Consider the following 21041-nt stretch of genomic DNA (forward strand, 5'->3'; position numbering starts at 1 on the left):
GCAGATCAGAACCATTGAAACGGATGAGTCGGCCGATACGCCGGGTTCTGTCATTGAGCGGCCATCCATCTAGGCTGCACATTGCTGTGCAGCTCCAGCGACCTACCCGTGTGCTCAGGCGAGCAGCCCTCAAACACACACTGTCTGGTCTTGCTCCGGGTGGGGTTTACCTAGCCATCCTTGTCACCAAGGATGCTGGTGGTCTCTTACACGCACCGTTTCACCCTTACCTGTGCACTTGCATGCACAGGCGGTCTGTTTTCTGTGGCACTGTCCCGCGGGTCACCCCGGGTGGCCGTTAGCCACCACCCTGCTCTGTGGAGCCCGGACGTTCCTCGGCGAACGGGAAACCACCAACAGTGGAACTACCGTTCGACGCGACCGCCTGGCCGACTCATCCGCACATAAGTCTAAACGCTTCCTTGGCTCGGCCCACCAACACCCCACTGGCTCACTGCATAGACATCACACACATGACAGTGCCCCTGCCCGGATATAGAGAACCAAGCAGGGGCACTTGCCTAAGCCTTATGTGACAGACAGCTGCAGCCCGTCAATTTATGTTTTCAGTCGTCGTCATCAGGGGTGTCAGTCTCCTGAGCGAGAATCCGACCATTGCCAGCATCGACAATGACGTCAGTCTCTACGCCCTGAGAGCTTCTCACCTCGACCTTGTAGACGACCCAGCCGTCCTCTTCATCCAACTCAGCTTTGACGACTTTGCCGGGCACAGCCTTCACGGCAATCTTGCGTGCCTGATCAAGACTGATCTTTGCGAGCTTTTGCAGCTGAGCTTGCTCGGCTGCATCACTCTGTCCTCGATCCGCGGGAGCCTTAATGGACCCACGAATCGGGTGATCTGCAACGTCACGCACCACGGCGGTGGACGTAACGGACTGACCTGCACTCACAGCAGGGGCAGCATTCGCAGCCCCACCGGCAACCGTGCTTGCAGCAATGGCCAGAGACGCAAGAGCAGTGACACCGGCTCCGGCGACAACAGTTTTCAGGGGCTTCGTCATTCTTCCACGCTCCTTCTTCGAGAAGCCCGGTCCGCAGACCGGGGGCCAACAGAACTGGTCCGTTCCGACATTTCCACCCTGGGATGGGAACCTTAAAAGACTCTGAGAGGTGCGTTGAACATGCACTCACCCACCACTGAAAGCGGACCTATCAGGCGCGGCACCTGCTGAAATTCCACCAGATCAAACTGGTTAGGCCAGCAGCGACACAAAAGACAGGACGAACGTCTCGCGATAATCAGCCGTGCCGAGCTGGATTCACGTCAACTCTCACCCCACAGGCTGATCCACCTTGGGCACGGTAGCTTCCTGGCCCTCACTGTCAGCAGCGTCGTTGCCAGACTGCTTCACAACACCCTCATTCCTGAACAGCGGGTGCACAAAAGTGAACACCAGCCCCACAGTAAAAAGAGCAAGAACGGCTAAGAACGGTGCCGTGTGATGAATGCCGTAGAGCGCAGTAGAACCAATCGGGGCAATGACATACGTCAAGCCATTATTTGCATTGATGAGACCAGCCAGGCCACCTTGGGATTCACGGTCCATACCCAGTGTTGGCCCTGCCGTGTACCCAGGCATTGCCAAACCACTGCCGGCGCCAAGAAGAAGGCACCCTGCCCCAAACACCCACACCGGCGCATCGATAAAGAGCAAAACACCTGAGACCGTCATTACGGCGAATCCCACCCGTAATAGCCGGTGTGCAGGCCAGCCAAGGCGGCGTACTACTCCCCCTTGCACAAAGGCCATCACGAGTGAGAGCCCCAGCAGCATTCCTGCTGTGATCGCGGCGGTGCCATTAGAAGTGAAATGGAACCGATCCTGGACAGCGAATCCGACAAGAGTGGCCACAGTGGAAAAGCCCAAGAACAGCAAAAACCCGGTCACGAGATAGGGAAATACGCGCCGATCACGGAAAGAAACACTGGCTGGCTTTTCGACAAGCCGATCTGGTGACTGCTCGTGGAATCGAACGACGAGGATGACGATCCCAATCAGCATCACTACCGGCATCGCGCTGACCGGAAAAAGCAAGCCACCTGCAGCTGCCAGCACACCGCCTGCAACGGCCCCCAGGATGGAAGCGGCGCCTTGAGCTGCCCCTAAGGCGCCAACCGCTTTGACTCGCTCGGATTCAGTAGCGGCGTGCGTAACCAGATGGGCCTGCACGGTTGGCGCGATAGCCGCGATTGCACCGCCATAAATAAGACCTCGCGTCAGCAAAGTCATGACAAACAACGGCCCGTCAGTCAGTACTCCGCGTACGCCAAGCCAGGCCACGGCGGTGAAACCGCCTAAACCGCACAGGGCAATCACCATGGCAGTCACCAAAGTGCGTTTGACACCCAAACGCTGAGAGCGGCGCCCCCAGAACTGACTGAGTAGTACTAGAGCCAGCGCTGCGGCGGAAATAGTAGCGCCGATTTGCCATTCAGCTAGTCCCATGGCTCGCGAAAGTGGCGCAATGACAGGGTTGAGCATCATCTGCCCCATGAAGGCGAGCAGAACCATCGTGAGTAACAGCTTTGCCTGTGAGCCCGAATGAGATTCCGCTGGCACAGTGACCACTCCTATCCATTGAGAACCGTTGTCAACAACACTAGATCAGCGTTCTAGTGCTGGCAATGTGTCGTTACACTCACAGGCATGGTTGGCAAGGACACCTCACGACGCGCGGGCCTGACCCACGAACGCGTGATCGACTGCGCCTGCACACTCACCAGAGAACACGGACTGCAAAACTGGACCATCAGAGACCTAGCCACCGCACTAGACGTAGTGCCCTCCGTGATCTACCACTACTTCCCCACCAAAACGCAGATCCATGACCAAATCCGCGACCAGATATGCGCTGAACTCACGCTGCCCGATACACACCTCAACTGGCAGGAGTGGTTCACTCAAGCGCTCACTGCACTACGCGACATCCTGCTGCGCTACACCGGTCTGACACGCCACGTCATGGACTCTCTAGAGCACGGTCTCCCACCACGGCCACTCGTACCATTCTTCGAAACGGCGATAGTCAAACTCACCGAAGCAGGCCTAGAAGAAAACGCCATCCCGGCTTACACGATGATCGTTAACGTCGCACTCGACGCCATCGAGCACCACGACCGCCAATCTCCCCTATCTTCCAACCACCACGACATCACCGCCATGGTCAACAAGCTAGAACCACTGGCCAAAGAATCGCCAGCACTAGCAATGATGCGCGATGACTATCTCGCTCACCTGCCCACCCCGTCAGGGGAACGGATCAGCGAACGCTACTTTCGCCTTCTTATCCGTTCCCTCCTGACGGGAATCGAGCAAGAACTCATGCCCCAGCACTCATAAAGGCGCAAGAACTTCCAAAACACGCCGTCACAGTGCCACGTGAGCACCTGAAGAGACAGCTGTAGATGCACGCTCTCCCGCAGGCTTCCCAACCTGATGCAATGGGCGCAGCGTAATTTGCTGGTCAGCGGCACGCGCCAAAAGATCCTCGTCATGACTAATCAGGATCACCACTGCGCCATCTGCAGCCGCAGAGCGGATATGCGCGGCAATCGACTCTAGGTGACGCCGATCCACACCAGAGCTTGGCTCATCGAAAATAACGATGGGTCGCCCTGCCAACCGAGAACCTGCAATGACCAGGCGTTGCTGCTCACCCCCAGACAAAGACAGCGGATGACGTCCAGTGAGTTTGCTTAAATCGAAAGCCTGGAGCAGATCAGTCACAACCACAGTTCCTGCCGCATCACGCCCAGCCAACTCGATTTCTGCCTCCACCGTGTCAGTGAAGAGTTGCCGCTGCACGTCCTGCATCACCAGAGCACTAGCCCGTTGCCTAGCACCACGACTGAGCTTGCGCCCATCCAAACGGATCTCACCACGTGCCCGACGCAGGCCAGCAATAACACGAGCCAACGTTGACTTACCTGCACCGTTACTGCCACGCAACGCAGTCACCGTTGCGCGTGGCAGCGTCAGCCGATCGATAGCCACAATCGTGCGCCGCCCAGCCCGACATTCAATATTGCGTAGCTCTAACGCTCCCTCAGGAACATCACAGGCCTCGCTGGCATCAGCGATGCTGGGCCCAACAGCTGGCCTCGTGGCCAGCTGTGCCGCACAAACCTCACCACGCAAACCCAGGCTTTCCAGCTCAGCATCATCAGTTGCGGCGAAACGTTCGGCGTCCCATATCGCTGAGATCTCACCAGAATCCATGATCACGACACGATCGACTAGGCCGTTCAGGTAGCTCAGGCGGTGTTCGGCGATAACGATCGTCATACCTGCAGCGCGGTGACGTTCCAACGTCGCACGCAAAGCAGCGATAGCTTCGGTGGACAGGTTAGAGCTGGGCTCATCCAGCAACAAGATGCGCGGACGATGCGCTGTCGAAGAGGCCAGCGCAACCTGTTGCTGCTGCCCTCCCGATAGCGATGTCAACGGCACCGACACGTCCATGTTTTGACCTAAAATCTGCAGGTCAGCGCTGACCTGTTCAGCGATCTGCGGGACGGGTAGAGCGAAATTTTCCATGGCAAAAGCCAGTTCCTCACTCACCGTGTTTGTGAAGAACTGCCGACGCGGATGCTGCTGCACAGTGCCCGTGCGACGACCAATGGTCTCCAGATCAGCCTGGCTGGTCACTACACCTTCAACAGTCACACGACCACGCAAATCACCCTCGTCATAAAAGTGCGGAACCAGACCATTAATCAGACGTAGCAACGTCGACTTACCGCTTCCGCTGGCGCCGCACACCACCACACACTCACCAGCATTGATATGCAGATCAATGCTGGTGAGTGTGTGGTGTTCAGCGTGCGGGTACTTCCAGCTCACATTGCTCAGATCGATCACGTCCAGTACCACCCCGCAACGAAGAGAACGACTGCAATCAGGACCCAGACGGCATCAATCGCCCGAAACCGTGGCGGATGAAGCACGCTCGGAGGCGTCGGTGACCCTAACCCACGCAGCAACGCCGCCGACGACAAATCATCCCCGGCCCGCAAGCTGGAGGCGATCATCGGCACAGTAAACCTCTCAATCACCAATATGGGGTGACGAAACAGTGCCGACGGACGTGTCAAACCTTGCAGCCGCATGGCATCAAGAACCGCGCACGCCTCGGTCAATACCACCGGAAGGAACCGGATCATCACCACAAGAGTCACAGCGATCGAACGCGGCAAACGCAGCGCCCGAAGTGCCGCGTGCAGCACTGTCGGTGATGTGGTGGCGAACAAATGAATCGCCACCCCTACAGCAGCGGAGTACCGGGCCACGTAATCCAACGGCACGACAACCGAAGCTGCCACTGCAGGAGAGGAGATCGGCAGTAGCAGCCGCGCAGCCAGCCACGCACCAAGCGCGATCACGCTCACCCCTACAGCACGCCGCCACTCATTGACTGACAGCGCTAACAGCACCGCTAAAGCAACACCGGGAACGATGAAGTGCTGACCATACGGACCCAATGCTGCCGCGCTGACGCCAGCAACAAGCAGCATTGTGGTCCGTGGGTCAAGCGCTAAACGCTCACGCAAGCTCTCAGGCTCGCTCGTTCTCATGCCAGGCCAGCGCGCTGGAAATGCTTACGCACCACTGCTGTTCCAAGCAGCCCACCGAGGAAACCAGATACTGGGCAAGCCACTGCCAGCCCCAGCAGCATCGGCACGGTGAACACCTGCTGCGCCGCGGCGATGAATTCTGGGCCCATGGCCTGCCAAGCAGGAGTCTGGAAGTAGGTGTCGGCATTGAGAAGAATCGGAACAAACGGTGTGAACGCGGTCAGACCGAACAAGGTGTACGACGCGATCGCTGAAGCCCTCGTGCGGTAGTCACCAGCACGAGCAACGAACTCAACAATGAAAGCGACGATGGGGGTGGCAATCGCCCCCAACAGAGCACCACCGTGAAGAACGAAAACGATCGACAGGATCAGCGAGAACAGGAAGATCATGCCGGGTTTACGTACCCGCTTGTAGAACAACACAAACGTGATGCCATTGATGATGATCGCTGGGGGAACACTGAGCAGCCACACCAATGGGCCAAACATGCCAAGCATGCCGAACGCGTAATTCAGCACCGCATAGATCGCCCCAAAAATACCCACGGTGATCAAATCGCGGGCGGTGAACCACGGCTTCTTCACTGCCGAGGCGCTGCCTTGGGAGTCAGGAACGAGGGCTTGACTGCTCGGCGCTGAGGCAGAGTCGGAGGTGGACTGGTTGGTCACAGAAAAATCCTTTCGAGGGGTTTTCACGGAGTTAAAGCATCAGAATTGACTGACATTTTTTACACAAGAGCTCGATAACCAGCAGTTAAAGCCTGCGCCGTAGTAGATACGAATTCACCAGTGACGAGGGTGAAATGGTTACCTGGTACGTGTTCACGGTGAATATCACCGATGAAGCGTTCCTGCCACACAGCAAAGAATTCGTCGTGCGCCCCAGGGCGGAAACCGAGGTGATCGCACGGCTGGATGATCACCGCATCGACCACAAGATCCGCAGGCTCTTCCATAGCGGAGTTCATTGTGTGTCGATAACGTCGCCACATACGTTGCAGGTCACAGACTGCTCGCCGATGCGAAGTAGAGACCGCCGTTGCGTACAGCTCCCACCGATCCTGCTCAGACAACGCATCCAATGAAGCGAAGAACGCTGCAGCATCCGGATGAGCAGCAGGATCCGAAACCACCGAATCAAGCAAAGTCACCAACGGGGGCGCATCGGGGAACAACATCTGCGTCTGCGCCCCCAGCGAAGTAATAAACATCACCTCAGCTAGGCGATCGTGAATACCCGCTGGAACAACATGAGGATCGATCAGACCCAGAGGCCGAACCGTACAACCATTCTCGATCAGATGACGTGCCACCTCGATAGCCACGAGCGAGCCAAAGCTATACCCAATCAAGCAGTACTCCTGAGCACCTGTCTGCTCGAGAGAAGCCGCTACATTGGCTGCTATCTGCTGGATCACGCTTGCAGCTGGCACAGAGCAGAACCACTCATCGTCAGGCACCTCAACCAGGCGCACATCACCGTCAGCGCCGAACAGCTCCTGGGCATCAGGGTGCTGCCACAGTCTGCGCAGCAATGGCCGCATCGAATCCGCCGAGGCCAATGAGTCGGAGAACACCACAGTGGTCACCGCTGGCGCAGCAGTCGACTCACCCAGCGTTATCACTTGCACCGGCTCTTGATCTTGACCAGCCTCTGCCAAAGCCGACTCACTCGTGGAATCAGAGTTTGCTTCCAGACGCTCCAGGGCGGTTGCTGTTGCAGCAATATCTGGAGCAGTCAACAAAATCCGCAACACTGCTTCGAAAGAAACCCCATCGCCCAACCGGTCCCGAACCTGGGTAGACACCGCCGCCGCCGAGACCGAATTCGCACCGAGATCATACGGATTCACCGCCCAGCTCAGCTCACTGTCTGAGCCGAGGTGCTCCTTCCACAGCTGCGTAAGCAGCTGCGCCCACGTAGCGGCTGCTTCCGTGAGATCACACGTAAGACTCTCTTGCGGCTGTGGCTGTACAGGCCGCCCCGCCTCCTGCGCTCTTGTCAGATCAACCAGCGCCCGCCGGTCAACCTTGCCATTGGGAGTCAACGGCAGCTGAGGCAACCGGCGAAGACTCACCGGAACCATCACCTCAGGCAGCTGCTGGCGCGCCTCGGCCAGAATGGACTGATCCTGCACCTGACAATCCACCGCAGCACATCCCACACGGGAAGCAAACAAACCAAACCCCTCAGGGGCCAGCACACTATCCGCCGCAGGTGTGAGTGCCACATCACTGCCCGTGCTTGCCCCAATATGAGCAGACCACCAGATGCCATCAGGGAAAAGGACTCCCTCAGGGCGGCTCGACGGCTCCGGGCGCGTCATCATGAAGATCTGCGAAACCATGATCCACCACTGCACCCCGACCGGTTCAGAAATAACGACCACCCCACCGGGGCGAGCCAACGCAGCCACCCGATCCAGAGCCCGCGGGATATGCCGAGCATTCTCAAGCACCCCAAAAGCACACACAAGATCAAATGATCCAAGCTCAATTCCCTGCTCAACCGGATCCTTATCCAGGTCAAACACCGTGAACGTCATCCGCGGATCACCCGCCCAGCGCTGCTGGGCAGCATCAAGGAAGAACGATGCACGATCACTGAAAACGTACTCATACGGCCGATCGCCCAAGCCGCGCCGCACAGCATCAGTAGTACTACCCGTACCCGCCCCAATCTCGAGAACACGCAACGGGCGCTGCGGATCCTCCTCAACCACCCGCTCCACTAGATGAGCGACAGTCTCAGTTCCCCAACGCATGCTCAACCGTTTGCGATACACCTGCGCAGAACTGTCATCCACACCGTCGGTGAACAACAAATCTGAAGGACGCTGCTCCCCGCTAAGCAACTGCGGCAAAACATCAGCGCACCGGCGCACATACGCAGTCACACCGCGATAATCCGCGCCCCGCGGGCTGAGCTGCTCCACCTCCTCCCACAACCGCTGCACCTCAGCCGCACCAAGATTCACTGCCGCCTGGTTACCGCCGTCCAACAGATGCGGATGCCATACAGCCAACGTCTGCCGCCACATATCAACAATCCACTGATGTGCTGCCGCCACGGGCAAACCAGCATCAACACGGCTAAGCACCTCAACAATGGAAGCAACGCACGCTTTCTCCATCGCCGTGGCATACGCAGCAATACCCTCAGCATCGGTGCAATCAACCACATCTGCAGCCAGCGCCGCAGCCTCCTCCATGGCTTGCACGACTGGCTCACCAGCAGCATCAGAACTGCCCGGCTCAGCAACGATGAAACCATGCAACGCCCGCTGGGCGCCTTCACCCGCAACCACGACCGCCGCCTGACGCACCGACGGGTCAGCGACCAGCACACTCTCAACCTCACCAAGTTCGATCCGGTGCCCCCGGATCTTCACCTGGTCATCCAAACGACCCTCAATCTCAATCTCACCGCCAGGCAAATACCGGCCCGCGTCACCAGTGCGATAGAACCGACCCCGCACCGGATCATCAACGAAAGCCCGCTCGGTCTGCGCACAATCCTCATACCCCTGCGCCAAACCCGCACCCAGGATGACAATCTCCCCGCTGACCCCCACTGGCCGATCCTGACCAGCCTGATCAATCACCGCGAAGCGTTGATTCGCCAACGGAGTGCCATAAGGCACCTCACCGGAAACACACTCAAGGTCAATACGGTGCGCAATCGACCAGATAGCAGCCTCAGTAGCGCCACCCATAGCCTCAAAAACCGTGCCCGGGAACACCTCATGCAACCGCCGCACCAAATCCCGCGGAATCCGATCACCAGAAAGGATCCACGTACGAACCCCCGCCGGAGGCAACGCGCCACCTTCAACCGCACTCAACATCATCTGCGCCACAGCCGGGACAGTGTTGAAAATGGTGACGCCGTTGTCCGCAGCAGCAGCCAACCACGCAGCAGGATTAGGTACGGCCTCCGCCGGCGGCAACACCACCGCGCCCCCCTGACTCAACGGCCCAAAAATGTCGTACACCGACAGATCGAAACTCAGATCAGCAATCGCGATGCTCCGGCTTGCAGCATCAACACCGCACCGACGGTTCACGTCCTCGATCGTGTTGAGCACAGCACGGTGACTCATCCGCACCCCCTTAGGGGTACCCGTCGAACCCGAAGTGAAAATCACGTACGCAAGATCATCCGGGTCCCCCACATCGGCGACCCACGTCGCAGCCTGACCAGCCTCACCGGTGAGCAACGAAGCCAACTCAACCGCCGTAACACCGTCCAACGGCTCCAGCGCAGTCGAGGCGTCATGAATAAACACCCGAACTTCGGCGCTGCGCGCAATCATGCTCCGACGCCCCGAAGGATGGCGTACATCAATCGGCACATACGCAGCCCCCAGCGCAAGAACCCCAAGAACTGCTGCGATCTGCTCAGGCGAGCGCGGCACACACACCGCAACCCGATCTCCTGGCTGCACGCCACGTTGCCGCAACGCTGCACTGACAGTCAGCGCGTACTGCTGCAACTGGGCGTGACTCCAGCACACCTGATCACTGATAACCGCAGGAGCGTTCGGAGCACCTGCAGCCGCACGCGCAAGAGCACCATGCAAAGTGCCCTCCACCTGATGCCGGGCAGTGTTGTTGGCGTGATCGCGTTCAACTTGCTGCCATTGGGCAAGCCCCACCGGCGAAAACGCATCCCATGCGCCCTCATCGCTGGCCAGCTTCTCCAACGCGGCAACTAGCACCTCGGCCATGTCGTTGCGTACTGCTTCCTGCAGCGCACCAACTCGCCCATCCAGGTGGATGTGCAACCCATCAGCATCGTCCATCACCTGGCAGTCCAACACCGCCTGCGGAGTTTGGCTGATGCTGTGAACAATCTTGCCCCGCTGCCTCTCAGCCGAATCTTGGCTACCCACGCCGATAGCGCTTGTGAACACGTACGGCATCGCTGCGGCTTGCCGGCCACGCCTACGCGCAATCTCCCGCATCACCTCCACGCCACTGAATGCGCGATGATCTAGATCCTCAAGAAGCTGGTGCATCACCTGCGTGGCACGTTCAGTGAACGAGCCAGCTGTGCCCCCCACCTCCAGCAAAGTGACCGTCGTGAAGTCGCCGATGATCTCATCAACGCCTGGAACCTCAGCGGGACGATCAAGCACCGTCAAGTTCAAACAGAAATGCCGATCCTGCGCCCACTGCGCCAACACATCGGCGTAACACGTCAGCACCACCGCCGTAGGCGTCAACCCCACGGCCTGCGCCCGTGAACGGATCGTGCTCCATGCTTCGGGGGCGATCAGGGCCTCAATGCCTGACCAGCAAGCCGAATCACTTTCACGCTCGCTCAAAGAAATCTGGGGAGCGGCAGGCAGCTCATCAATTCGCTGCAGCCAGTAGTCGCGGGCTAGACGGTAAGGAGCTTTTTCCCGCTGCCCACGTTCCCACACCACGAAATCCCGGAACTGCACCGGCGAGCGCTGTGCACCTTCTGCACCGTTGTACAGCTCCTCCCACTGGCGAAGCAGGCTAAGCAAACTCGCCCAGTCTCCCATCAGGAAGTCATACGAGACATGCATGAGCGTGGTGCCATCGGGATCGTCCTCATGCGGTTGCGTGAAAGCCACCGCGAACATCGGCCACTGCCCCACTGGGTGCACTGCGTGCGACATCGCTGCACGAACCTGCTGCACGTGCTCGACCCGAGTCGATTCTTGTGCGTCAGACAGCTTAGACACGGTGATCGGTAGTGGCGGAACATCAGCAAGCACCTGCTGATAGCCAGCCGGGTCAATACGCACACGCAGCATGTCATGGCGACGGACAAGCTCTTGCCACGCAGTGCAGGCACGCTCCATCTCCAGCCGGGGATAGTCCACCTCACAGTAGAGGTGGCAGGCCACGCCACTGTGGTCAAAAGCTCCCGAACGGCCCATCAAGTAGGCGCTCTGCACATCCGTCAACGGGAATGGGTCGTAGCGGTGTTCACTATCTGCGCTCGGGCCGCGGTCAGCGCGCAGCACCGTCAAGATTTCGTCCTTACGTGCCTTCAGTTCCTGGAGCGTTTCGGCAGTGACAACTCCGCGCGGTGCGCGGTACCGAAGCCGGCCATCGTCGTCCCACAGATCAATTCCTTGGGCACGCCACACATCGATGAGGTTACGGGTAGGGATCACAGGCGAACGCCCCTCTCAGAAGCTGCGGTCAACGAATACGGTTCTGTTTCATCGGTACTCCCCTGGCGCGCAGCGGCAGACATGCGCTCAGCGAGCGCGCGGCGAGCCTGAAGGTCGACCGCAGGGACCGAAGGAGGGAAAGCTAGGCCACTGGACAACGCCGTCCACAAGGAGGCAACAGCGAGTACCTGCTGGGCGTGCGTAGCGGTCATACCGCCATGGGTTGCCTGTGTCAGGGCCTGGTCAATTTGTTGTGCGATGGCTACCGGCCACAGGTCACGCAGAGCTGCCCCGGTTGTTGTTGGCTGTTCGTACAGCGCCATAGTTGTGGAGTCGATCATCGTGTCGGCTGCGCTCATCTGGGGGTCGCTGCACAGCCCCTCCGGTAGATGCAGCGTGGGGGTCCACAGGACCGGGCCGTGAACGTCTCGCAGGCAAAGGGTGCCGCTGCCGGTGTGGATCGACATCGAGGGGAAGCGCACGTTGTTGTCGGTGTCGCGGTCATCGAGCACTGTCGCGTACCGCACCGTCACCGGTGTCGATCCGAGAGTGCCGCTGACCAATGACCCGGTGACGGTCATATCGACTGGTCTGGAGTTGATCCCCAAATCCAAGAGCATGCGCGCCAGAGTTTGGGCAGGTTGGATAGACAGCGACGCCTCGATGGCTAGGGCGTCCTCGTGGGCCAGGAGTTCATGCGCGGCGTTGCGGAATGCCCGTACCGCGGGCAACCAGCGGTACAGATCAGCGATCGTTATTGACGCCCCACCGGCACGGGCCGCGCGAACCAGCGTGCGGGCGTCGGCTTGGCCAACAGGCAGTTCATGCAAAACTGAGATGCCACGTTCAAGCAGACTGGTCGCCAATTGTGTTCCTGATCCCCCGACCCCACCGGAACGGACGACGACACACACCAAATCCACATCGTCAGGTACCTGCGCTGGTGAGGTGAACAGCGGCACCTCGCACTGCTGGGCCAGAGCCGTTGAACGCTGGCTCCCTCGCCCCAGGATGCCCACAAGATCTACATGCGGCATCGTGCTCACCGCGCGCGCGTACATGGCCCCAAACGTGGAGCCAGCAATCACTACACGTCGTTGTCGGTTCACAACTCTCCCTCATCCATATCAACGCCGGTGCCCTCTGCTGTTGCCCCGAAGTCCACGCAGCTTCGGGTAACTGTTACGCGCTGGTCAGCTATCGATAGCGCCGCTACGACGCGTTGCGGGTCCAGAGCGTGAGCGGCTATGGCAGCACCCGCGCCGACCTGACCAGCCAGGATTTCGTTGACTGCCACCGCAGCCACACATCCGGCCAACACTGCTTCCCCTGGCGCACGGAGCACCAGCTGCTGATCCTCAGTTCGTGCACGCATCATGACGTGCACGCGGCGCCCCGCAGCCAAAGCCATGCTGGCGTCCCGTAGCCGTTGCGCCCCTGCACTAATGCCCATGCCAGCGGCGACCTGTAGCACTTCGGCGATTCCCTCACCGGACATGACGCTGTACCAGGTGGCTTCTGTCAGGTGGTGTTCTTGTGCAACTACTTGCCCCTCCAGGTCGCAGTATGGGAACAGCGATACGGGGTCGGTGAACTCCGCAAGCCGTACCTGTTCGATACGAGTGGCTGCCCCGGAACGAACTGCCCCTTCACGCCAGGCAGCCATGGGCTCGACATCTCCGTGTGCTAACCCGGCAAGGTAATCCTCAGCACCAGCGAGTGTGAAGGCCCCTACCCCGCCAGCCATGACCTCCAAGGTCCTGGCGGTGGGGCACTGCTGCAGCAGTGCCCGCGGGATAATGCCGGAGGCCCCAGGGATCGCGCCGGCGTAGAACAACGCTGTTGTTTTTTTCGGGATGTGCAGGTTTTGCACGGATCGGGCATCTGCTGGGCCGCCGACAGCTACCACGTGAGTGCCGTGTTCGCTTATCACGGCGGCGCTGTTCAGGGCGCGTTGGTGAGCTGGTCCGGTCACGTCCAGCACGACGTCATGGTCGGTGGCGAATCGCGCTAGTTCGGCGGTGTCTGTGACATCTAGGGCTCGGCGTTGCGTTGCCTGTCCATGTAGTTGGGCCGGAATGTTTTCTACTCGACGTCCCGCGAGTGTCAGATCTGAAATGGTGAGTGCTCCCAGCCGCAGTAACGCCTCAACTGCTCGCTGGCCAATATCACCAGAAGCTCCAATAACTCCTACTGCTCGTCTGGTCACAAGACTCCCTCGTCGATAGTCGTATCTGCATCCAGTCCGTTGGTGGCGTGTTCGTCGATTCGCTGGGCAACGCCTGCTAGCCGGGGGTCGGCGAAGAGCTCTCGCATAGGCAGCGTGATGTTGAATCGGTGCTGCACTGTGGAAACCAGACGGGTTGCTAGCAGGCTGTCGCCGCCTAATTCGAAGAAGGAGTCTTCGATGCTGGTTGGTGGTGTTTTCAGCAACTCCGCCCATATCTGGGCAAGTTCGATCTCTGTGGGAGTGCTGGGCGGGCTGGCCTGCCTCGTTGCAGGTGTGGGGGTCTTTGTTGCGGTGGGTTGCTGGGTGGATAGCGCAGTGATGACCACGGTGGGGTTTGAGCCAGTTGTAGCCCACATGCACCTCATTCCTTCGCGTTCCAGCTCTTTAAGCCACGTGTGGCGATCATGTGCGGGGGTGTTACGGCGGGCGCCGTGCGCATCGATGAATCCACCCTCGATCAGGCCTGCTATGAGCAGGCCAAGAGGTCCGGTTGTTGTGGTTTCCACGGCGAGAAGGTGCCCTGCGGGTTTCATGCTGCGTGCCACGTCCTGGACTGCTTGGGCTGGGTCTGCCCAGCGATGCAGCGTCTGCACTGCGAGAGCGATGTCGGCTTCGACGTTCTCCTGGGTAGGGCGCCCGGCTGGTACGGCCACGATGTGGGCTCCTGCTTGTAGGAGTTGTTCGCGCAGTTGCTGATTGTCGGTAAGAGATCCCCCAACATCAGCGACTGTGAGTGTGGATTCCGGTGCCTGGGAGGTTGCGCGCTGAACCATGGCTGCGATGTCATCCCACACAGGTCTCAGGGGTGGGTCTGTAGCAGCGATGCTGGCGGGTCGTAGTTCGGGGATGTCAAGGAGGGCCAAGCCTGAAGCCTGCCCGGTGAGTATGCGCGTAATGAGGTCATGGTGGGCCTCAAAAGAACAGGTCAGTGACACCACAGCGGGGTCACTGACCTGTGAAAACGTGCCTTTACGTGTTCCTGGCCGTAGGCGGTCTTCGTCAAGGATCAGGGTGCCTGTGTTGAGCAACCAATCAATCCAGATCTCGCGCAGAAGCCCCAGATCACCGCTGTACCCCAGGTGTTCCCACCACGCAGCTGCGCTGACACCGGCATCAGGAAGGCTGTCAAGGTGCAGCCACTGCCACAGCAGGTGTTCGGCTGTGATCGCTTCGTCCTCGAGACGGCGCCGCCACGCATTTTCACGCGGGTAAGGCAGCTGCTGCATCCACCGCTGGGGGTCTGTTTCGAGGAGCCATCGTGCTAGGTCGCGGGTGGTTTGGAGTACCGCTGTGTTGAGTCCGATAACGGTTGGCCCCTGGGGGGCCCGTTCGATTCGCACTGACCCGGAACTGGTTGTTTCCACTCGCCAGCAGGGGGTGCCGTCGGCTGCCGCTAGCTGCACCCCGGTGTCAGTGCGCAGGGTGAATGCCAGTACGCGAGAGATCACCGATCCGGTTGATGCGGCGGCGCCAACTGGCGCTGTGAGCGTTTCTGCGCAGGTTTGTTGTGCTGCTTCGAGCAGGAGCACTGCGGCGGCATCGACTGCTCGTCGGCCGGTGCCGGTGAGGATGGCATCGATGCTCTGGGCTTGCTGTGGGGTGAACAGATCGAGCTCATGCATGGTGGGCCGCCTTCGTGTGTTCGTCAGCGGTGCTGTTGTTGCTGGCCGCCAGGATCACCTCGGCTAAGAGGTCACCGTTGTTCTCCAGGTACATGTGTCCGCCGGGAACTTCAGTCATGGACACCTCATGGCGTGAGAATCGCTGCCACTGGTCGATGAGCTCATGGTCGATTTCTTCGTCGTCGCGGGGGGCGACCACGTGGATTTGCTCGACGAGGCGTCCAGAGGGGACGTAGCTGTGCAACAGCTGATAGTCGGCGCGCACGGCAGGTAGGAAGAACTCGCGAAGATGCGGGTCGGCCCACACCTGAGCTGTTGCGGGGTTCTGTCTGACGATGTCGGCGATGATGTCTTCGTCTTCCGTTGGGGTGGGTGTAGTGGCGGTGCTGCTGCGTGGCAGCGGCGGGTTTTGACCGGAGGCAACCAAAACGACTCGTTGCGGTCGGTGTAGTTCTTCCAGTGCTGCGGTGGTTTCGTAAGCGATGAATGCGCCCAGGGAGTGCCCAACCAGAATGAGCAGATCGGTGTTATCGGTGTGGCTACTGAGCTCCTGGGTTACTTCGGCAACGATCGCTTCGACATTGGGAGCAGGTTGGCGGTCTAGCAGGTGATCCCGGCCGGGGTAGGTCACTGCGTCTACGCGCATGTTCGGTAGGGCTGCGGCGATGTGCCGATAAGAGCGGGGGGTGCCACCGGCGTGTGGAAACAGCACTACTCGGGTAGTGCTGTTGTTGGTTGCCGAGGCGCCCAGGGCAGTGATGAGGCTCACGAGGCTTCCTCCACTGAGGTTGGTTCTGCCTCGGCGCTTTGCTTGACCAAGGACACGAATGTGCTGAACGCGGCGTCCGTGAACTGTGCATCTACCACGCCTGCGGGCATGTCCCAGCGCAGTTCAATCTGCCCACCAGGCATCGGTGTTACCTGGCAGTCGATCAAGACCGCGGGGGTGCGGGTGTGTGTCCAAACTGTGTGGACGAGGCCGTCAGCTAACGGTTGGCTCAATGCGCTGCCCAACAGGCTGGTGAACACCAGTGGGTAGCGTTGCCGGCCGGTGGTGCGTTGCACGTTGAGCTGGCCTGCTGTGGCTACGGCCCGGCCAAGCTCGGCATGGGTTTGTTCCCACCCCATGTTCTGCTCGATCGTGCATAGCGCCAGCTGGCTGAACTGCCCCACAGCGTTGTCGGCGTTGGCAGGACGGTGCGCAGTGGGAATGTTGATCGTCACGCACTGTTGTCCGTTCACCGATGTCACAGCTTGCGCTAGGCAGTTCAGGACGATGCTGTTGACGGTGACGGCGTGTTCGCGGGCGCGCAGCTGCAATGCCTGGACCACATCCGCGGTCAGTACCTGGCCTGTTGAAACGAAGGTGACTGGCTCAGTAGGCACCGCACCGACCGGGATCTGCGGCGGCGGTGGAAGAGCAGCCTGTGTCGGCGCCGGGGGTTGGTCCACGTAGGCGCGGAAAGCATCGATCGAGACTGTGCTTGTGCCTGGGTCTGCTCCTGCGGCGATCTGGGCGAAGTCACGCAAAATAATCGCCACGCTGGAAGAGTCCAGCGCCAGATAGTTGAACACCAACCCCAGCTCATCGGGTCGGTCTGTGCGCACCACCCCTCGCACTGCCGGGCTGGCCTGCATGTTTACATCCATTTGCTGAAGCAGCGCACGGAACTGTTCGTCGGTCATCGGCAGTGACAATTCGACGAATTCTGGCGTGCTGCGGGGAGCCACACGCTGCTCAAAATCACCCGAGCGCACCAGGTTCAAGATGTCGTGGCGTGCGACCACAGCTTCCAGCGCCACGCGCCAACGTCGTTGCACCGCTGTGTCTGTGCTCGAGACGATCACGGCAACGCATGGATCGGTGCGAATCACTCCAGGAATACCATCTGCTCCCAGCGCGTAGGCCAATTGCAGCGGTGTCAGCGGGAACGCTTGCTCTACGGAGCCAACCATGGTGGCACTCTGCTCCACGTGGTCCGTTTCCAGTAGGGTGCAGCGGGTAACAAAATCAGCGAACCGTGGATGGCGGAACACATCTGCCACAGTCACGCTCACTCCGGACATGCGCAGGTCAGCGCACAGCCGCGCCGCTTTGAGGGAATCACCGCCGAGCTCAAAAAAGTCACTGTCATCTTCCACGACTGTTTCGATCTCGTTGCCAGCCACATCGGCCAGCACCTGGCTCCACATCCAGCGACACCACTGCCCTAGCCCGAGCGTGTCAAGGCTGACTTCCTGCGCAGCGGCGAGCTCTTGCCAACTGTGCGCGTGGTCTTCTCCGCGCTGCTGGGCTGATTCAGCTTTACCGTCAGTGGCGGTGCCTTCGATGTGCTGCTGGCACGCGGCAGTGAAGGCAGCAGCGTTCGGGTACCGGAACAAAGACGTCAGCTGAGCCTCAAACCCGTGGCTGCGTAGCTGCGCACACATCCGGGTAGCGGTGAGCGAATCACCACCGAGCTCGAAAAAGTTACCTGCAGCTGGCACCGGCACGCCGAGCACATCAGCCCAGACTTTCAACACCAGCGCCAAGTCATCGTCGGCATCAACCGTTTCAACAGCCTGCAGGTCAGAACCTCGCTCGATCCAGTCGATGAGGCTAGCCCGATCCACTTTCCCGTTCGACGTAACCGGCAAGTCATCGACGATGATGGCGCTGGCTGGAACCATGTAATGCGGAAGCTGCTGGGCAACGTGGGCTAGTGCCGCGGGCACGTCGACCTGTGCCTGTTCGTGAGGCACCAGCGCAGCTCCCAGGGCAGAACGATTCCGGATCGGGACCACAACAGCACGGCCGATACCTGGCAGGTTGCTCAGGCACACTTCGATCTCAGCGCACTCGATGCGGTGCCCGCGAACCTTCACCTGGGTGTCTCGCCGCCCAGCGAAGAACACGAGTCCTTCAGCCCACAAGCCCAGATCGCCAGTGCGATACCAGCGCACACCGTCCTGATCAGTCAAGAACGATGCCTCGGTGCGCTCTGGGTCGTTGTAGTAGCCGTTGGCTACCCCAGCTCCACCAATAAGCAAGTCACCGACGCACCCATCAGGCACATCACGATCACGGGCATCAACGACCCGGTACTGCTGCCCATCCAAGGGCAGCCCATAGGGAATTGATGGCCAATGCTTCGGTATCTCACCTGTAATGACGTATTCGTTAGACCAGATGCTGGCTTCGGTTGCTCCACCCATTGCCACAAACGTCGATCCTGGCGACATCGCCCGTGACCGGGACGGCAAGTCCAGGGGAATCCAGTCCCCGGAAACAAGGAACAGGCGCAGCGTGGGTAACTGCTCACCGGTAGCTACCAGCATCTCCAACAGCATGGGAACGCTGTTCCAGATAGTCACGCCGTGTGTTTTCACCAGCTCGGCCCAGGTGAAAGGGTCCCGGGCGTCGGCTTCATCAACAACGATTAGCCGCGCCCCGGCAGCGAAAGCACCGAACACATCGTGAACACTGAGGTCAAAATCGACACCGGAAGTGCCAAGTAGCGTGTCGCCGGTGCCGATGTTGTGCCGCTGGCGCAGGCTATCGATAGTGTTTCGGGCCCCTTGGTGACTAATCGAAACCCCTTTGGGTTCCCCGGTGGACCCGGAGGTGAAGATCACATACGCCAATGACTCTGGATCAACAGGCACCGGCTCTTCCAGGGGCGCAGCATCCACACCGGCAAGGTCTCCGCCATCGGCTGTGATCAAAGCCGCCCAACCTGAGCGTTCACGAATCCGTTCTACGCGGGCTTGTGGAGCCTCAATACTCACCGGCAAGTAGGCACATCCGGCGTACAGCACGCCCACGAGAGCCACGATCTGTTCAACGCTGCGAGGCATCTGAACGGCCACCAAGCTGCCTGGGGCAGCCACTGCGGCGATCTTCGCCCCTATTGACCGCGCTCGAGCATCCAACTGTGCATAGGTGACGGTTTCTCCATCGGGCCCAACGAGCGCCACCGCATGTGGGGTGTGCTGGGCATGCGCGCGCACGCCCCCATGCAGGAGCTGGGGTGTACACGGCTGGCTCGCGTTCGCTGCAGCGCGTTGTCGAGCCTGTTCGCGAGGAACCTGGGCACGTGGGGACCCGTGAGTGATCACGTCGTCGATCTGTTCGAGAAGCAGCGTGAAGATACCCTCGCTCACATCTGCGGGAAGGGCCACATCCCGCACATCGGCGGCTACTTCAATCGTGTCGTGATCAACCCTGGCGATGCGTAAATCGAAAGCAGTTTGGGGTGTCTGTGCCCAGGTGGTTGGTGTCCCTAGTGTGCGGACTGCGTGCGGCGGAAACATGTTTGTTGCCGGCGCAAAAGTAAACACAAATCGGCTTGGTTCCACTGGCTGGTCAAGCACTTGAGCCTGGCGCATTTCGGCCATGGCATCGCACTGCTCCGTTAAGCAGCGACGCAGTTCAGCTGAGACGCAAGCAAGTTCTTCTGCGAAAGTTTCACCGTCGTAAGCACGGTGGGCGTAGGCACAGGTGCGGTCCACGACCATGTCTTCAGTTCCCCGCACGTTGAGCGCGGCGATGGTGACGCAGAAATCTAGGTTGTGTGACCAACGTCGAATCACGCGTTCATACAGAGTCAACACCAGCGCAGCAGTAGTGACGCCGTGTTCGTCTGCTCGCTGCTCCAGCTGTTGCCACTGCTCTTGCGAGAGATAGTGACGCAGCGTGGTCATGTCTGTCGCAGCCTGTGTCGGGGAGATAAGGCCGTCAATTTTGGGGCCATCCAACATGGCGGGCTTATCGGCTTGCTGCGTACGCGGCCGGGGGCAGGTGCGCTCGCGGTGTTGTTGGTATACCTGCGCGATTGTTGTTGGCATGGCTGGTGTGTAGTCCGGTTCACGGCACACGCGAGCCAGATGTTCGTGGACGACTCCAACTGCGGCCAGGTCGACTGCGGCAAGGGAAAAAACGAGGTGGATGACTTGTTCGTGGTCAGGGCCGCTGCTGATGGCCGCTGACCAGTTGCGTCCTTTTTCGATGTTGATGGTTTCTTGCATCAGTATCCGGCGCACGTCGGCGCGGTGTGAGATCTGCGACCCGATCGTGTATTCCCTCACCTGTGGAGGGGGCACGTTGGTGTCCACCATGATCATGTGCTCGGGGTTATAGCGGGCTCGTAGCGCCGCGTGACCATGCACGACATCGACGGCGTGCTGAAGAGTTTGTTGAGCGATTTCACCTCCTCGGAATTCGATGTAGACCAGGCATTCTTGTCCGCCAAGGGGTAGGTCGTGCAGTCGGCCGACCATGTAGGCCCGTTGCAGCGGACTCATTGGCTCCTGGGTTGTGTGCTCGGGGGGTGGCGTGAGGGGTTCGGAACTATTGCCTGTCATGGGCGCGCCGAGTATCGAGAAATAACGTTCATATTTAGAACCATTATCATTAACTATACGGAAATAGAACCCCTCAATCGCTCACTTAGGATA

12 protein-coding genes and 1 other RNA gene are annotated in these 21041 nt (G+C 59.7%); 1 reads left to right on the plus strand and 12 read right to left on the minus strand.

Annotated features, from left to right (window positions below; genetic code table 11):
• Positions 1 to 20 precede the first annotated feature (20 nt).
• The 3 genes from rnpB to AC2T9U_RS05935 form a co-directional block, all read right to left on the minus strand.
• Positions 21 to 397: RNase P RNA component class A (gene rnpB, locus AC2T9U_RS05925), an RNA gene on the minus strand.
• A gap of 169 nt (positions 398 to 566) precedes the next feature.
• Complete coding sequence (locus AC2T9U_RS05930) at positions 567 to 1022, minus strand: PepSY domain-containing protein (protein WP_115030278.1); 456 nt, start codon at positions 1020 to 1022, stop codon at positions 567 to 569.
• Positions 1023 to 1292: 270 nt separating this feature from the next.
• Complete coding sequence (locus AC2T9U_RS05935) at positions 1293 to 2534, minus strand: MFS transporter (protein WP_493695504.1); 1242 nt, start codon at positions 2532 to 2534, stop codon at positions 1293 to 1295.
• A gap of 135 nt (positions 2535 to 2669) precedes the next feature.
• Between AC2T9U_RS05935 and AC2T9U_RS05940 the strand changes: the two genes are divergently transcribed.
• Positions 2670 to 3362 carry a TetR/AcrR family transcriptional regulator gene (locus tag AC2T9U_RS05940; protein WP_493695505.1) on the plus strand — a complete coding sequence of 231 codons (693 nt, stop codon included), beginning with the start codon at positions 2670 to 2672 and terminating at the stop codon, positions 3360 to 3362.
• A 27-nt stretch (positions 3363 to 3389) separates the two neighbouring features.
• Here the strand turns inward: AC2T9U_RS05940 and AC2T9U_RS05945 are convergent, their stop codons facing one another.
• The 9 genes from AC2T9U_RS05945 to AC2T9U_RS05985 are packed head-to-tail and all read right to left on the minus strand — an operon-like array spanning position 3390 to position 20888.
• Complete coding sequence (locus AC2T9U_RS05945) at positions 3390 to 4883, minus strand: ABC transporter ATP-binding protein (RefSeq protein WP_493695506.1); 1494 nt, start codon at positions 4881 to 4883, stop codon at positions 3390 to 3392.
• Positions 4880 to 5596 carry an energy-coupling factor transporter transmembrane component T family protein gene (locus AC2T9U_RS05950; protein ID WP_115030275.1) on the minus strand — a complete coding sequence of 239 codons (717 nt, stop codon included), beginning with the start codon at positions 5594 to 5596 and terminating at the stop codon, positions 4880 to 4882. Before AC2T9U_RS05950 ends, AC2T9U_RS05945 begins: the two co-directional genes overlap by 4 nt.
• Positions 5593 to 6267 (minus strand): MptD family putative ECF transporter S component, encoded by a 675-nt coding sequence (locus AC2T9U_RS05955; RefSeq protein WP_181816027.1) that lies wholly within the window; start codon positions 6265 to 6267, stop codon positions 5593 to 5595. The genes AC2T9U_RS05950 and AC2T9U_RS05955 overlap by 4 nt, the downstream gene beginning before the upstream one ends.
• 59 nt (positions 6268 to 6326) lie before the next feature.
• Entirely contained in the window at positions 6327 to 11753 is a 5427-nt protein-coding gene (locus tag AC2T9U_RS05960; protein WP_493695507.1) for a non-ribosomal peptide synthetase, read from the minus strand.
• Complete coding sequence (locus AC2T9U_RS05965) at positions 11750 to 12862, minus strand: Gfo/Idh/MocA family oxidoreductase (RefSeq protein WP_493695508.1); 1113 nt, start codon at positions 12860 to 12862, stop codon at positions 11750 to 11752. Before AC2T9U_RS05965 ends, AC2T9U_RS05960 begins: the two co-directional genes overlap by 4 nt.
• A complete protein-coding gene (locus AC2T9U_RS05970) occupies positions 12859 to 13962 on the minus strand; it encodes a saccharopine dehydrogenase NADP-binding domain-containing protein (protein ID WP_493695509.1) in 1104 nt (367 codons plus the stop codon). The genes AC2T9U_RS05965 and AC2T9U_RS05970 overlap by 4 nt, the downstream gene beginning before the upstream one ends.
• On the minus strand, positions 13959 to 15605 hold the full coding sequence (locus tag AC2T9U_RS05975) for a phosphopantetheine-binding protein (protein WP_493695510.1): 1647 nt from the start codon (positions 15603 to 15605) through the stop codon (positions 13959 to 13961). Before AC2T9U_RS05975 ends, AC2T9U_RS05970 begins: the two co-directional genes overlap by 4 nt.
• On the minus strand, positions 15598 to 16374 hold the full coding sequence (locus AC2T9U_RS05980; RefSeq protein WP_493695511.1) for a thioesterase II family protein: 777 nt from the start codon (positions 16372 to 16374) through the stop codon (positions 15598 to 15600). The genes AC2T9U_RS05975 and AC2T9U_RS05980 overlap by 8 nt, the downstream gene beginning before the upstream one ends.
• A complete protein-coding gene (locus tag AC2T9U_RS05985; protein WP_493695512.1) occupies positions 16371 to 20888 on the minus strand; it encodes an amino acid adenylation domain-containing protein in 4518 nt (1505 codons plus the stop codon). The genes AC2T9U_RS05980 and AC2T9U_RS05985 overlap by 4 nt, the downstream gene beginning before the upstream one ends.
• Between the last annotated feature and the right edge of the window lie 153 nt (positions 20889 to 21041).

It is taken from the genome of Dermatophilus sp. B7861-1 (genome assembly GCF_058996045.1).

Bases quoted from the DNA above. Each gene is read 5' to 3' on its own strand.
- AC2T9U_RS05935 (WP_493695504.1), bottom strand. From the start codon at position 2,534: ATGGTTCTGCTCGCCTTCATGGGGCAGATGATGCTCAACCCTGTCATT.
- AC2T9U_RS05940 (WP_493695505.1), top strand. From the start codon at position 2,670: ATGGTTGGCAAGGACACCTCACGACGCGCGGGCCTGACCCACGAACGC.
- AC2T9U_RS05985 (WP_493695512.1), bottom strand. From the start codon at position 20,888: ATGAGTCCGCTGCAACGGGCCTACATGGTCGGCCGACTGCACGACCTA.
- AC2T9U_RS05930 (WP_115030278.1), bottom strand. From the start codon at position 1,022: ATGACGAAGCCCCTGAAAACTGTTGTCGCCGGAGCCGGTGTCACTGCT.
- AC2T9U_RS05975 (WP_493695510.1), bottom strand. From the start codon at position 15,605: ATGCATGAGCTCGATCTGTTCACCCCACAGCAAGCCCAGAGCATCGAT.
- AC2T9U_RS05950 (WP_115030275.1), bottom strand. From the start codon at position 5,596: ATGAGAACGAGCGAGCCTGAGAGCTTGCGTGAGCGTTTAGCGCTTGAC.